Origin of the sequence: Apilactobacillus quenuiae, assembly GCF_002994005.1 — a bacterium.
Taxonomy (GTDB): Bacteria; Bacillota; Bacilli; order Lactobacillales; family Lactobacillaceae; genus Apilactobacillus; species Apilactobacillus quenuiae.
Map to the genome: position 1 here is coordinate 232,730 of NZ_POSN01000001.1, position 14,069 is coordinate 246,798.

Below are 14,069 nucleotides of genomic sequence, written 5' to 3' on the forward strand. Positions count from 1 at the left end.
CAATCTTATAATAAAATTCTTTTATCTTTACCTATTAATTCATTTAATTTAATAATAATTTAGCAAACTGAAAAAGTCAATTCTATAATTTCAAATCATTAATTTGATCCAAAAAATGTTTACTTTTTAGATTTATACCCACAGTATCTTGATATAACTTATCTAAAACACTTCTTAAACTTTTTTTAGTATATTTATTAACATTTATATTATTAATTTTTTGAATATCAATCACTGAAAATTTTCTTAAATAAAATACTGTCTTAGCACTCAAATTAAGTCGATGTGGATCCAGATGATAGTGCTTGGCGCAAATTAATCCACCATATGCTTCAGAATAATCCATCGACAAATCATTTCGACCACAAATTGCACAACCTCTGAGTTCTGGCTTAACACCAAAAACATTAAGAAGTTGTATTTCAATGATATTAGTAATAATTGCTGCATCAATACCGCTATCAATTAATTTTAAAGATGTAAAAAGTTTATTAAACCAAGCTAATACTGGAGTTGAATCTGGAAAAGCAACATCAATTAAAGACATTATATAAGTTGCATATGCATTTAAATAAATATCTTGGCTAATATTCTCGTAATGGTCTGTATCAAGTGCACTATAAATGTAAGACAAGTTATCTCTACTTATTTTTCCGGAATATAATCCATAAGTAAATGGTAAAATATCAGGCATCATTTTAAAACCTCTTTTACGTGCACCTCGAATAAAAAACATTTTTTTGCCGGCTTCAGCTGTCATAAACTTAACCAACATATCACGTTCTTTAAAATTTTTACGATATAATAAAATTCCGTGAAAATTCATGTATGTTTGTGCATTCATCAATATTCACCAACCAAATCATTAATAGTTCTCTTTCTTGTTATATCCTAATGATTTTAGAATTGAAGGATTGTCTCGCCAACCAGTTTGAACTTTCACCCACAATTTTAAATAAACTTTGCTACCTAACAAATCTTCAATATCCTTACGTGCTAAAGTACCTATTTTCTTAAGCATTGATCCTTGCTTACCAATTAGAATTCCCTTTTGGCCAGGACGATCTACTAAAATATCTGCTTGTATATCAACGTTACCATTGTCTTTATTTTTCATACTTAAAATATCAATGGCTACTGAATAAGGAATTTCTTGACGAGTCAAGGAAAGAATTTTTTCTCTAATCAGTTCAGCTACAATAAATCGTTCCGGATGATCTGTTACTTCATCTTCAGGATAATATTGAGGCCCTACTGGTAATTTATCTTTTAAGTTATCCATCAATTCATCAATATTGTTACCTTGAAGTGCAGAAATAGGAAATACTTCATTCCAATTAAGTGCTTTTTTATAAGTATCCATAATTTCTAATAATTTATTAGGATTAATTTCATCAATTTTATTAATAATTAAATAAACTGGTTTATCAATCTTTTTAAGTTGATTAATAATAAAGTTATCACCAGCACCTCTAGTTTCAGTGGCACTAATCATGAATAAAACTGCATCAATATCCTTTAAAGCAGAAAAGGCAGATTTATCCATAAAATCATCCAATTGGTTGCTTGGCTTATGAATACCAGGAGTATCTAAGAAAACAATTTGTGAATCATCATCTGTATAGACTCCTTGTATTTTATTTCTGGTTGTTTGAGCTTTATCACTCATAATAGCAATTTTTTGACCAATAATACGGTTTAAAAATGTTGATTTTCCAACATTAGGTCTCCCCACAATTGCTACAAATCCTGAATGAAAATTAGGATCTAAATCCATAAAGTACATCCCCTATTTAATTTAATTTTTGTAAAATGATTGGTAAAAATATAATTAAACCTATTAATATCGAAAATAATGAAGCAATTAATACACTACCAGCAGCAACATCTTTTGCTTTTTTAGCTAAATTATTATATTTATCACCGACAAATAAGTCTACAACTGTTTCGACAATTGTATTAACAGTTTCAGATAAAATAACTAAAAATAATGCTAATAATATCCAAAGCCATTCGTTCAAGTCTATATGCAAACAAAATGAAATGATGATTACAATTAAACTACTAAATAAATGAAACCTAAAATTACGTTCGTCTTTAATTAAGATTAAAATACCATTTAAAGCATGCAAAAAAGACACGATAAAGTGTTTGTTTTTGTGAATCTGTTTTTTATCTTTTAAGCCCATAGCTATCCATTATTTTTCTTTGTAAAGGAAACATAACAGCTTCATCCTCAGGTTTCATATGGTCATATCCATTTAAGTGTAAGAATCCATGAACTACTAAGAATCCCAATTCTCTTTCATATGAATGATTTAAAAATTCAGCTTGTTCTGCCACCTTATCGATTGAAACAAATATGTCACCAATATTTTCAGGTATTTCATTAGCCATTTCATCATCCATAATCACAGGAAAATCATCATCACCATCTTCAATTGCAAAACTAATCACATCAGTAGCTCGATCTACGCCACGATATTCTTTATTAATATCCTTAATTTTATCATTATTAACAAAAGTAACTGACATTTCTGTGTTTTCTTTTAAATCAAGATATTTACCAGCATACTCTAAAACATCTTGAACTAAAGAGGTATCCTTTTCAGAGACTCCATTATTTGTATTATCATAAATTTCTAAATCCATATGATTTCCTACTTTCATTATTTTTGCTTGTCAGCATAGTTTTCATAAGCATCGATTATCTTAGCAACTACTGGATGTCTTACTACATCATTAGAATTAAATGTAACAAATCTTATTTTCTTTACATTCTTTAAGATCTTTTGTGCTTGAACTAATCCGCTACTTGCATGTCTAGGCAAATCAATTTGGGAAATATCACCATTAACGATCATATTAGAACCAAAGCCTAGACGTGTTAAAAACATTTTCATTTGAGCAGTCGTTGTATTTTGAGCTTCATCTAAAATGACAAAAGCATTGTCTAATGTACGACCACGCATATATGCTAATGGCGCAATTTCAATAACTTCTCTTTCCATCAAACGAGCAGTATGTTCGCGACCTAAAATTGCATGTAAAGCATCATAAATTGGTCTTAAATATGGGTCAACTTTTTCTTTTAAATCACCAGGCAAGAAACCTAAGCTTTCACCAGCTTCAACAGCTGGACGTGTTAAAATAATTTTATCAACGTCTCCGTGTTTTAAGGCTGCAATAGCCATAACAACAGCCAAGTATGTCTTACCAGTACCAGCAGGACCTATTCCAAATGTTATATCATTACGCTTTACTGACTGCACATATTGTCTTTGACCAAAATTTTTAACCCTTACAGGTTTCCCTTTGGCATCTTTAATTAAGATTTGATTATATAAATCTCTAAAATATTTTAAAGTACCATTTTTTGCCATATTAATAGCACTAACGAAATCACTACTATTTAATGTTATACCATCTTGTAATAACTTTACTAAATTATCTAAAATTGAAATAACCAGATTAACATTATCCTCATTACCTGAAACTTTGATTTTAGTTCCGAAGGCATTAATAGAAACATTCATACCTTCTTCAAGAATTGAAATATTTTTATTTTGTGGGCCTAATAGTATTGGCTCAAAATCTAAATTATTTAAAGTAAATTCTTTTTTTGCTGAAGTATTTTCTGTCAATATAGCGACTCCTTTTATAATATAATAATCAAATCTTAGCATAGTTTATAATTTAAAAAAAGCTATGCATTATGTATGACAAGATTAATCAACAGTTAATCTTGTTTTAAAAAAATTATTTTAAATTGTTTTTAACTGATTTCTGTACTAAAGATCCATCAGCTTTTCCTTTAACCTTAGGCATTACAGCACCCATAACTTTACCAAAGTCAGACATATTGGAAGCACCTACTGATTTTATGGTTTCAGAAACAATTTCGTCAATTTCTGTTTGTGACAATTGCTTAGGAGCATATTTTTCTAAAACTTTCATCTCAGATTCTTGAGTTTCTACTAAGTCATCACGATTAGCCTTTTTAAAATCGCTAATCGATTCTTTATGCTGCTTAACTTCACGACTGATAACGGTTAATTCTTCGTCTTCAGATAAATCATGACCCAATTTAATTTTCTCATTCATTAAATCAGTCTTAATCATTCTGATGACTGTTAAGCCAACCTTATCATGTGACTTCATTGCATTCTTTAAATCATTATTAATACTACTTGAAATACTCATATTTATAATCCCCCACGTTGATCATTGCTAGTAAAAAAACGTTCCTGAAATAACAGGAACGTTTTTTAATTAAAAGCGACGTCTTTTCTTCTTGTTGTTACGCTTTCTTGCTGCTTCAGATTTTAATTTACGTTTAACACTAGGTTTTTCGTAGAATTCTCGCTTACGATATTCACGTAAAGTACCATTTTTGGAAACTGTACGTTTGAAACGACGAAGAGCATCATCAAGAGATTCGTTTTTGCGAACGACTGTTTTTGACATATGAAAATTCCCTCCCTCCGAGCTCGAAATATAACTGTTTCAATTGCTATGTAGCATTAATTAAAACTGTTCTTAATAATTATACAAAACAATATATAACACGTCAATATCACAATAGAAAAATAATTGTAATTGTTTTATGATAAAATGATTACAATTATTTAAAATAACTAAAGGAGTTTGTTTATATGGATAAATTACATATATTCGCAATATCTGATTCTAGTGGTGAAACTGCTATGCAAGTAGCTAAAACTGCTGGCTCTCAATTCAATAAAACTAATTTAAACTATGAAAGATATCCCTTTATAACAACCGAATCAATATTAAATGGAATTTTAAAAATTGCTGCTGAAAAACAAGCAGTTATTTTTCATACCTTAGTCAATCCAAAATTAAGTGATATTATAGAAAATTTTGCCGAAGAAAATGATTTACAAAGTGTTGATTGTATACAGTCACCTATGAAGGCAATTAGTAATCGGTTAGGAAGTAAACCTGAAAGAGTCAGTGGAATGGTTCATGACCTAAATGAAGAATATTTCAAAAGAATTGCGGCAATGGAATTTTCAGTAGAAAATGACGATGGTAATAATCCTCAAAACCTAAAAGATGCTGATGTAGTGATTCTAGGAATCTCAAGAACTTCAAAAACTCCATTATCACTATATTTAGCAAACAAGAAACTAAAAGTATCTAACGTGCCAATTGGTCCAGAGACTCAATTACCAGAAGAAATTTGGCAAATTAACAATGAAAAAATTTTCGGACTAACAAGTGATATCTCTAAAATTCAAAAAATAAGAAAAGCAAGGATGCTTTCTTATGGCTTAGAAGAAGAAACTCCTTATTCAAATTCATATAATATAAAAAAAGAATTAGAGTATGCCAAAAATTTATATAATAAATTAAATTGCTTACAAATTAATGTTGCTGATAAATCAATTGAAGAAACCGCAACAATAATAATGGAAAGTTTAAATATAGATACAAAATAAAAAAGAGCTTTAAAGGCTCTTTTTTATTGATTAATAATGTCATCCATCAAATTAGGATTAAACTTTTCATTTTTCAACATTTGAACTTCAAAATAATGAGGAGAAACTTTTTTCTTTTTGTCTTTATCTATAACAACAGCTGGAGTTTCCATAATTTTAGGCACATTCACTAAATCTTTATGATGAGCTACATAATTAAGACAATCAAATCCTAATTCACCCAATCCAATAATTTCATGTCTATCTTTATGACTCCCCATCGGATTCTTAGAATCATTTAGATGAACAACTTTTAGTCTATTAAGACCAATAATATGATCAAATTCATTTAAAACTCCATCAAAGTTATTCTTGATATCGTATCCGGCATCACTAGTATGACATGTATCAAATGTAACTGATAATTTATCGTTGTCTTTAACCCCATCAATGATTTGAGCTAACTCATCAAAATTACGACCTACTTCAGTTCCTTTGCCAGCCATAGTCTCTAAAGCTATTTGAATCTTTTGATCTGGTTCAATAACTTCGTTTAAACCTGCTGAAATTTGTTTAATAGCCGCATCTGCTCCAGAACCAACATGTGATCCCGGATGCAAAACAATTTGTGTTGCCCCTATTGCTTCTGCACGTTTTATTTCATCATGCAAAAAGTTAATTCCAAAATGAAAATTACGTGGTTTATTAACATTACCAAGATTAATAATATAAGGAGCGTGGACAACAACCTCTTTCAAGCCGTTTTCTTTCATATAGGCTTTACCGTCATCAGCTCTTAATTCACCGATTGACTTTCTTCTAGTATTTTGAGGGGCACCTGTGTAAACCATAAAAGCATTTTCATCATAACTTTTAGCCTCTTCAGCTGATCCTAAAAACATTTTAGAACCGTTCATACTAACATGTGAACCAATTAAGAAATTATCTTTCATTATTAATCCCCCTCATAACTTTTACAAAATTTTTAGACGAATTAGAAGATTCCCAAGAACAAAACTTATCATAAAAATAATTAAATTGTTTATCATATCCCTTAAAATTACCAATTTCATTAAATTCATGAATTTTATTATAAAAAGAATTAACATCTTGAACCAATGGTCCAGGAACATCCCTTTTATAATCAAAATAAAATCCCCTTAGTTCTTCTTCATAATGATCTAAATCATAAGCAAAGAAGAGCATTGGACGTCTGAGATTAGCATAATCAAACATTACAGAAGAGTAATCAGTAATTAGTAAATCAGAAATCAAATATAAATTACTAATATCCTCTTCTGCCATAATCTTCACTCTTTTTTCATATCCGCTAATATTAATAGCATCTTTAACTAAATAATGTGGTCTTATGATCAAAATAGTATTTTCATCAACATTATTAAAAAACTCTTTAAGACTAAATGGCAATTCAAAATTATAAATACCTCTAGTTTTATAATCATCATCACGCCAAGTAGGAGCATAAGTTACTACATTAGCATTTTTATTGCCAATCAAACGATCCTTTAATTTTTCAATATTTTCAGAATTATCATTATTATATAAAACATCATTTCTAGGATATCCAATATCTAAAAATGTATTATTGAAATCAAAAGCCCTAGCAAAAATTTGATGGGAATATTGATTAGGAGCAATTAAATAGTCCCAACGATGAGCTTCATTAACAAAGCGTTTTTTATAATGATCAGTATCAGTCCCTGGCATTTTTACATTAACAATATCAATTCCTAATTTTTTTAATGGTGTTCCATGCCAAGTTTGCATATAAGTAGTACCCTTGTTTTTTTTCCACCAATTAGGTGTTCTAGAATTAAAAATCCAAAAATTAGCCCTAGCCATCAGCCAAACCCATTTTGGTAAAAATCTTCTTACCATCTGAACATCCGGATATTTTTCTTTTAATTTCTTGAATTCAGAAACCTTAACAGCAAAGTAAGCTAAATCTTTATTTTCTGGGTACTTTTTAGTCCATTCATTATAAATAGCTGCTGGATTATCATTAATATCTTTGCCCTTAAAGCTTTCAAATACAACTAAATTCTTCTTAACAGGAAAAATAATAAAGATATCATTTAAAATAATTAAACAAAATCTTATTAAAAGTTTAATCATTTTAATTATTTTGCTTTTTATTTTACTCATAAAGATAACCAATTCCTTTTAGAATTAAATGTAGTCAACAAATCTTGCTCTAAACTTATAATGTAAATGTGAACCTACAAGCAAGAAGAACAATACCATTAGCCAAAAAATTAGCATTAATAGTGGCTTTTGCCAGAACCAATCTTGTCCTAACATTGATTCTCTAAATCCAGAAACAATATAGAAGAATGGATTTAATTGTAGAATTCTAACAAAGAAAGCTGGAAATGCATTTGTTTCAAAATTGAATAGTACCCCTGACATGTAAAATAGAACACGCATTAATGATTGTAAGAAAATACGATAGTCACGAACTAAGATGGTAACTGTAGAATTGAAAGTACCAAATGCAACTAACCAACAAATCATTGCAAAGAAATAGTAGAACCATTGTAGCCAATAAACGTTAGGAACAATACCACCCTTTACATATGCTATAAAGATAGAAAAAATAAGCATTGCCCAAAATGAACTTAAGTTAGAAATAACTTTAATTGTAGGTAAAACACTAACCGGAAACTTCATCTTAGAAACCATACCTACTTGTTGATAGATACTTTTTGATGAATCAAGTGTGGTGGCGTTCATATAAAACCATGGAGTGATTCCAATTACCATCCATGTTAAATAGTCAATCCCATTAGAAGTACCCTTTTTAAGACCAATTCCGAAAACCAACCAATAAATACCAATTTGAATTAATGGGTATAAATATTCCCACACCAAGCCTAAATAATGACTTTGATAATCAGACTTATCTTGGTATTTAGAGATTCTAAACATAATTCCTATATTACTAATTTGTTCTTTAATTAATGTAATGACTTCCTTCAAGCCAATCACACTTCCTTTACTTTAAAGTTTTTATATATCTTTCTATTACCCGATTTGTAGCAAAACCATCATTATATTTATTCCAAATATTATTAAATTTTTTCAAATCAGTTTTTGCATTTTCTTTAATTGCATTTTCTAAATCATCTGTAGTTTGAATTGGATTATTTGGTAGCCAATTAAGCATGTCATCTTGGATACCTGGATGCTTTTGATATTGGTCAATATCAAACATATAAAATAGCAGCGAATGTGCATTAGGTAATAAAGAATAATCAAATGCTATTGAAGAATAATCAGTAACCAAAGTATCGGTTACAACTAATAAATCAGTAGTAGATAATTGACTGCAAAATAAAACATTATTAGATGTAGCTTCTCTTTGCATTTTTTGTTCTATTTTATTCAAAAGTGGATGTAGTTTAATAATTACAATTGCATTAGGATCCGCTGTTAAAGCTGAAATAACTTTTTTAGGTGGGTTAAAAGATTTACCATCATTACGATAAGTTGGTGCATATAAAATGACTCGCTTACCTTTTAATTGCGGAGCAAAATGATAGACTCTTCTTTTAGCTATATCGCGCCATTTATCTTTAAAAAGACGATCAGATCGTGGATAACCCAGCATCTTCATCCTATTAAATGGCACATGATAGCTTTTTTCAAAAACCTGCCCCATCGTTTTAGATGCAACTACATAATCATCAAAGTGATTATAAACTTTTTGAAAACGACGTTTGTCACTTTTACTACGTTCATTAGTTGAAGGATCTTCCCAACCAAATTTTTTGATTGCACCATTAGCATGCCATAATTGAACAATTTTAGTCTTATTACTATGAATAATTCCACCAATAAAGGCAAAATAATTATCGCAAAAAATAATTTGACCAGTCATAATTTTAGGAATCACATTAAATATAAGATTGATTCCATCTTTAAATTGAATTGTCTTAATGCCATAAGCTGCTAAATCAGTTGCAACCGCTTCATTATCAGACTGATAAAAAACAATTAATTTTTTACCGCTTGGTAAATTTCTAGCCATTGATTTAATCAAGCCTGGATTGTTATCAAAACTCATTATGTAGATAACATTTTCTTTTTTTCTAAATAAACATAATAAAGAAACTATTTTTATTAAAAATAAATATATAACCTTCAAAACTTACCCCACCATATTACTGTTAATTGGAACCTTATACAAACAATTATTATAACACATTCGTCAATTAACAATTAATTCAACATCCTATTTTAATTTATGCTCGTAAAAGTGTCCCAAAATATTTTCGGCTTCTGTAATACTTGCAAATGCTTGTGGATCAGACTCAGCTAAAGCCTCTTCTAATTCAGACATTTCATATCTCGAGATAGTTGTGAACAATATTTCTTTTTTATTATGATTATAAGCACCCTCGGCATTGTGAATAATAGTAATCCCTCTAGGCATATGGCTTTGAATGCTATCAATCACTGTTTTAGGATGATCTGTTACTATTAAAACTTGCATTCTTTGTTGCCTAGTATATGCAAAATCAATGGCCTTGGCATTAACAACGATTCCAATCGCAGAATAAAATGCATAAGGCCAACCATATTCAAACCCAGCAGCCGTAATTATAAAGACGTTAAATGCTATATTGATAGTTCCAATACTACGACCTGTTTTTCGTCGGATCACTATTCCTAGTATATCCAATCCACCAGTTGAAATTTCATTTTTTAAACTCATCCCAGTTCCCAATCCATTTACGACACCACCAAAAATGGCACATATCATTGGATCATGAGTTAGATAAACTGGATGAATAGCTTTAATCATAAAACTAGCTAAGAAAACAGTTAAAATCGTAAAAAAAGTAAACTGATGGCCAATTTGTTTCCAAGCTAAAACAAAGAAAGGAATGTTTAGCATAAATAAACCAATTGAAGGTGTTATTGTAATTGGAAAATATCTAGTTGATAAGGTATTTATTAATTGTGACAAACCAGTAAAACCAGATGAATAAATATTACCTGGAGTCCAAAAGAAATTCATAGCAATTGACACCATAATTCCATACATGACTGCTGTAGAAGCTTTTGCTACATATTGATGTCTTTTTAAAATCCGTTGAACATCATCCATAATTCTCATTACTCCTCTTATAAAGATGCAAATAGTATAACATTAATAATAAATTAATCATATTTTATTTAAGATAAAAAGAACTTCCTCAAATAGGAAGTCCTTTTTAAATTTTAATCTTTATAAGTATCTTCGCTTTCAAGTCCTAAATCATCCAATTGTTTTTGTGATACAGGAGCAGGAGCATTAGTCATTGGTTCAGTTGCTTTAGAGTTCTTAGGGAATGCAATAACATCACGAATATTTTCAGTTTGTGCTAATAATCTAGCAAAACGATCTAAACCTATAGCTAAACCGCCATGAGGTGGAAAACCATAATCTAATGCATCCAAAAAGTAACCAAATCTTGCTTGAGCTTTTTCACGATCAAATCCTAATGCTCTTAACATCTTCAATTGTAGTTCTTTATTATGAATACGGATAGAACCGCCGCCTAATTCCAAACCATTTAGAATAATATCATAGCTTTGTGCGTGAGCAGCATGTGGATTTTCGCCTTCATTAAGATAATGTTCATCGCCTTCATTAGGCATAGTAAATGGATGATGAGCAGGTACCCATTTTTCAGCACCTTCATCATATTCAAACAATGGCCAGTCAACTACCCATAAGAAATCAAATACATCTTTTGGAATCATATCTAATTCTTCAGCAATTGCACAGCGTAAATAACCTAAAGTATCAGCAACAACTTTATCGCGATCTGCTGCAAATAATAATAAGTCACCAGATTTAGCACCCATACGTTCTTTAATTGCTTCTTCAGTAGCATTATCAAAGAACTTAGCAATTGGTCCTGTAAAGCCATCATCGGTTATCTTCATCCATGCTAATCCCTTAGCACCAAAACGTTCGATATATGAAGCATATTTATCTATGTCTTTTCTAGAGTATTTTTCAGCACCATCAGGTACAGCAATTGCCTTAACCTGACCACCATCTTTAATAGTATTTGAGAATACTTTGAAGTTAACATCTTTGACAATGTCTGATAAATCTTTTAGTTCCATACCAAATCTAACATCTGGTTGATCAGTACCAAAACGATCCATTGATTCTTGCCAAGTAATACGTTTAAAAGGCGCTTTAATATCTAATCCTAGAGTATCTTTCATAACCTTAGAAATTAAACCTTCAGTTAGTTTTTGAATATCTTCAGCATTTAAGAATGAAGTTTCCATATCAATTTGTGTAAATTCTGGTTGACGATCACCACGTAAATCCTCATCACGGAAGCAACGAGCAATTTGATAATAACGGTCAAATCCAGCACCCATTAACAATTGTTTAAATAGTTGAGGTGATTGTGGTAAAGCATAAAATGACCCATGATATAGTCTTGAAGGAACTAGATAATCACGAGCTCCTTCAGGAGTAGAAACAGTTAAATTAGGAGTTTCAATATCAATAAATCCATTATTATCAAAATAACTATGAACAGATTGCATAATTCTGTTTCTTAACATAATTCCTTTTTGTACTTCTGGACGTCTTAAGTCTAAGTAACGATACTTTAATTTAGTTTCTTCAGAGGCATTGATATTGTTTTTAATATCAAAAGGAGGATTCTTAGCTTTATTGAAGATCTTTACATCATTAACATCTACTTCAATTTTACCAGTTTTCATGTCTTCATTAATTTCATTTTCAGCTCTAGCAACTACAGTTCCCTTAACTTGAATTACATATTCATTTCTTAATTGATCAGCCGTTTCCAATGCTTTTTGACTGTATTCATCACTAAATACCAGTTGAACAAGACCTTCTCGATCTCTTAAATCAATAAATATTAATTTACCAAGGTCTCTTCTTCTTGAGACCCATCCATCTAGACAAATTTCTTTGTTCAGATATTTTTCATCAACTAGTCCGCAATAAGTTGTGCGTTCCATAATCTTTTCCTCCCCTTGTTATTCGAAGTTTTCTTCGATTAACTTTCCAAAATTATTTTTTACATCTTCTAATTTAAAAGTAACTTCTTTTCCAGTTTCCATATGTTTAACATGAACTGTGCCATTTTCAATTTCTTGATCGCCAATAGTTAATGTAAAGTTAGCATTAAGTTTATTAGCACTCTTAAATTGAGCTTTAGGTTTACGACTTAAATAGTCACGATCTGCAGCAAAGCCGTTCATTCTCAATGATTGAACAACCTTTAGAGTTTCTAGGTTGGCTTTATCCCCAATACCTACAACGTAAGCATCCAGAGGATTAAATGCTGGAAATTCTACTTTTTCAGATTCCATAAGAAGTAATAATCGTTCAACTCCTAAACCAAATCCTACTCCTGGCATTTCCGGACCGCCTAGTTCTTCAACTAAACCATCATAGCGTCCACCAGCACAGATTGTAGTATAGCCTTCACCTAAAGCTTTTGAATTAGCCATAATTTCAAAAATAGTGTGATTATAGTAATCTAATCCACGAACAATAGTATGATCAATGCTATATTTAATTCCCAGTTCATTCAATAAAGTAGTAACTTTATTAAAATGTTTTTTAGCATTTTCTGATAAATAATCCAAAATTGAAGGAGCATTATCAACAAAAACTTGATCTGCAGGATCTTTACTATCTAAAACACGTAATGGATTTTTATTAAGTCTTTCCTTAGAATCTTCACTTAAACTATCAAAATGAGGTGTTAAATAGTCTATAAGTGCTTTGCGATAGTTTTCTCTAGTTTCCTTATCGCCTAAAGTGTTAATGGCTAATCGTAAATCATGAATTCCATAGTGTTGTAATAAATCCATTGCCATTGCAATAATTTCTACATCTAATTCAGGAGCTTCACTACCAAAAGCTTCAACTCCAATTTGATGAAATTCTCTTAAACGACCAGATTGTGGTCTTTCATATCTAAACATTGGTCCCATATAAAAAACTTTCACAGGCTTTTGCGTATCAGGACCATAAAGTTTGTTTTCGACAAATGAACGAACTACTCCAGCAGTTCCTTCTGGTCTTAATGTAACGTGACGATCACCTTTATCATAAAAATCATACATTTCTTTAGTTACAATATCTGAAGTTTCTCCTGATGTTCTTGAAAATACATCAAAGTTTTCAAACATTGGGGTTCTAATTTCTTGATAACGGTAATCAGAAAATATCATTCTAGCGGTTTCTTCAATATATTGCCATTTTTCTGATTCTCCAGGCAAAATATCTGCAGTTCCTTTTGGACGTTGATATCTCATTAGCAATACCTCCAATTTAAAATTAAAAACAGGTCGAATAAAAAAGCCCTTGTCTAATATTATAAAATATAGACAAGGGCGCAAAAAAGCACGGTACCACCTTTACTTTGACTATTATGTAACGTATAAAACGAATGATCTATTAATAAAAAGACCATTAGCCTCCAAAGTGTCATTTCTGGAATTTTAACAGTCGTCATTTCACCACATTGACGCTCTCTTTTTTCAGAAAAATTCCGTACTTTTCTTTTTCATCAGCGAACTATTCTATTCAATTTTTAGATTAATGTA

General features: G+C 30.3%; 15 protein-coding genes. 1 reads left to right on the plus strand and 14 read right to left on the minus strand.

Annotation, left to right across the window (positions count from 1 at the left end; translation table 11 throughout):
• Positions 1–82: 82 nt before the first annotated feature.
• The 7 genes from recO to rpsU all read right to left on the minus strand — a co-directional run bounded on the left by recO (position 83) and on the right by rpsU (position 4,467).
• Complete coding sequence (recO, locus tag C7N44_RS01210) at positions 83–844, minus strand: DNA repair protein RecO (RefSeq protein WP_105956099.1); 762 nt, start codon at positions 842–844, stop codon at positions 83–85.
• A 21-nt stretch (positions 845–865) separates the two neighbouring features.
• The gene (gene era / locus C7N44_RS01215) at positions 866–1,777 is read right to left on the minus strand and encodes a GTPase Era (protein ID WP_105956100.1); all 912 of its coding nucleotides are present in this window, start codon (positions 1,775–1,777) and stop codon (positions 866–868) included.
• 16 nt (positions 1,778–1,793) lie between these two features.
• A complete protein-coding gene (locus C7N44_RS01220; RefSeq protein ID WP_105956101.1) occupies positions 1,794–2,189 on the minus strand; it encodes a diacylglycerol kinase family protein in 396 nt (131 codons plus the stop codon).
• On the minus strand, positions 2,173–2,652 hold the full coding sequence (gene ybeY / locus C7N44_RS01225; RefSeq protein ID WP_105956298.1) for an rRNA maturation RNase YbeY: 480 nt from the start codon (positions 2,650–2,652) through the stop codon (positions 2,173–2,175). Before ybeY ends, C7N44_RS01220 begins: the two co-directional genes overlap by 17 nt.
• A gap of 17 nt (positions 2,653–2,669) precedes the next feature.
• Positions 2,670–3,644, minus strand: coding sequence for a PhoH family protein (locus C7N44_RS01230; RefSeq protein WP_225362917.1), 975 nt, complete (start codon positions 3,642–3,644; stop codon positions 2,670–2,672).
• 115 nt (positions 3,645–3,759) lie between these two features.
• On the minus strand, positions 3,760–4,203 hold the full coding sequence (locus C7N44_RS01235) for a GatB/YqeY domain-containing protein (protein ID WP_105956103.1): 444 nt from the start codon (positions 4,201–4,203) through the stop codon (positions 3,760–3,762).
• 69 nt (positions 4,204–4,272) lie between these two features.
• Positions 4,273–4,467, minus strand: a complete 195-nt coding sequence (gene rpsU, locus C7N44_RS01240; protein ID WP_105956104.1) for a 30S ribosomal protein S21 — start codon at positions 4,465–4,467, stop codon at positions 4,273–4,275.
• Between the two features lie 188 nt (positions 4,468–4,655).
• Here rpsU and C7N44_RS01245 point away from each other — a divergent pair, with 188 nt between their 5' ends.
• Positions 4,656–5,465, plus strand: a complete 810-nt coding sequence (locus C7N44_RS01245) for a pyruvate, water dikinase regulatory protein (RefSeq protein ID WP_105956105.1) — start codon at positions 4,656–4,658, stop codon at positions 5,463–5,465.
• 23 nt (positions 5,466–5,488) lie between these two features.
• Here C7N44_RS01245 and C7N44_RS01250 read toward each other — a convergent pair whose 3' ends face one another.
• The 7 genes from C7N44_RS01250 to hisS form a co-directional block, all read right to left on the minus strand.
• Positions 5,489–6,397, minus strand: a complete 909-nt coding sequence (locus C7N44_RS01250) for a deoxyribonuclease IV (protein ID WP_105956106.1) — start codon at positions 6,395–6,397, stop codon at positions 5,489–5,491.
• Entirely contained in the window at positions 6,387–7,610 is a 1,224-nt protein-coding gene (locus C7N44_RS01255) for a CDP-glycerol glycerophosphotransferase family protein (RefSeq protein WP_225362918.1), read from the minus strand. The genes C7N44_RS01250 and C7N44_RS01255 overlap by 11 nt, the downstream gene beginning before the upstream one ends.
• A 24-nt stretch (positions 7,611–7,634) precedes the next feature.
• Positions 7,635–8,444 carry an ABC transporter permease gene (locus tag C7N44_RS01260; protein ID WP_105956107.1) on the minus strand — a complete coding sequence of 270 codons (810 nt, stop codon included), beginning with the start codon at positions 8,442–8,444 and terminating at the stop codon, positions 7,635–7,637.
• 16 nt (positions 8,445–8,460) lie between these two features.
• Complete coding sequence (locus tag C7N44_RS01265) at positions 8,461–9,612, minus strand: CDP-glycerol glycerophosphotransferase family protein (RefSeq protein WP_105956108.1); 1,152 nt, start codon at positions 9,610–9,612, stop codon at positions 8,461–8,463.
• Between the two features lie 87 nt (positions 9,613–9,699).
• Entirely contained in the window at positions 9,700–10,578 is an 879-nt protein-coding gene (locus C7N44_RS01270; protein ID WP_105956109.1) for a YitT family protein, read from the minus strand.
• 113 nt (positions 10,579–10,691) lie between these two features.
• Positions 10,692–12,470, minus strand: coding sequence for an aspartate--tRNA ligase (gene aspS / locus C7N44_RS01275; RefSeq protein ID WP_105956110.1), 1,779 nt, complete (start codon positions 12,468–12,470; stop codon positions 10,692–10,694).
• Positions 12,471–12,488: 18 nt separating this feature from the next.
• Positions 12,489–13,778 (minus strand): histidine--tRNA ligase, encoded by a 1,290-nt coding sequence (gene hisS, locus C7N44_RS01280; protein ID WP_105956111.1) that lies wholly within the window; start codon positions 13,776–13,778, stop codon positions 12,489–12,491.
• Positions 13,779–14,069: the final 291 nt, after the last annotated feature.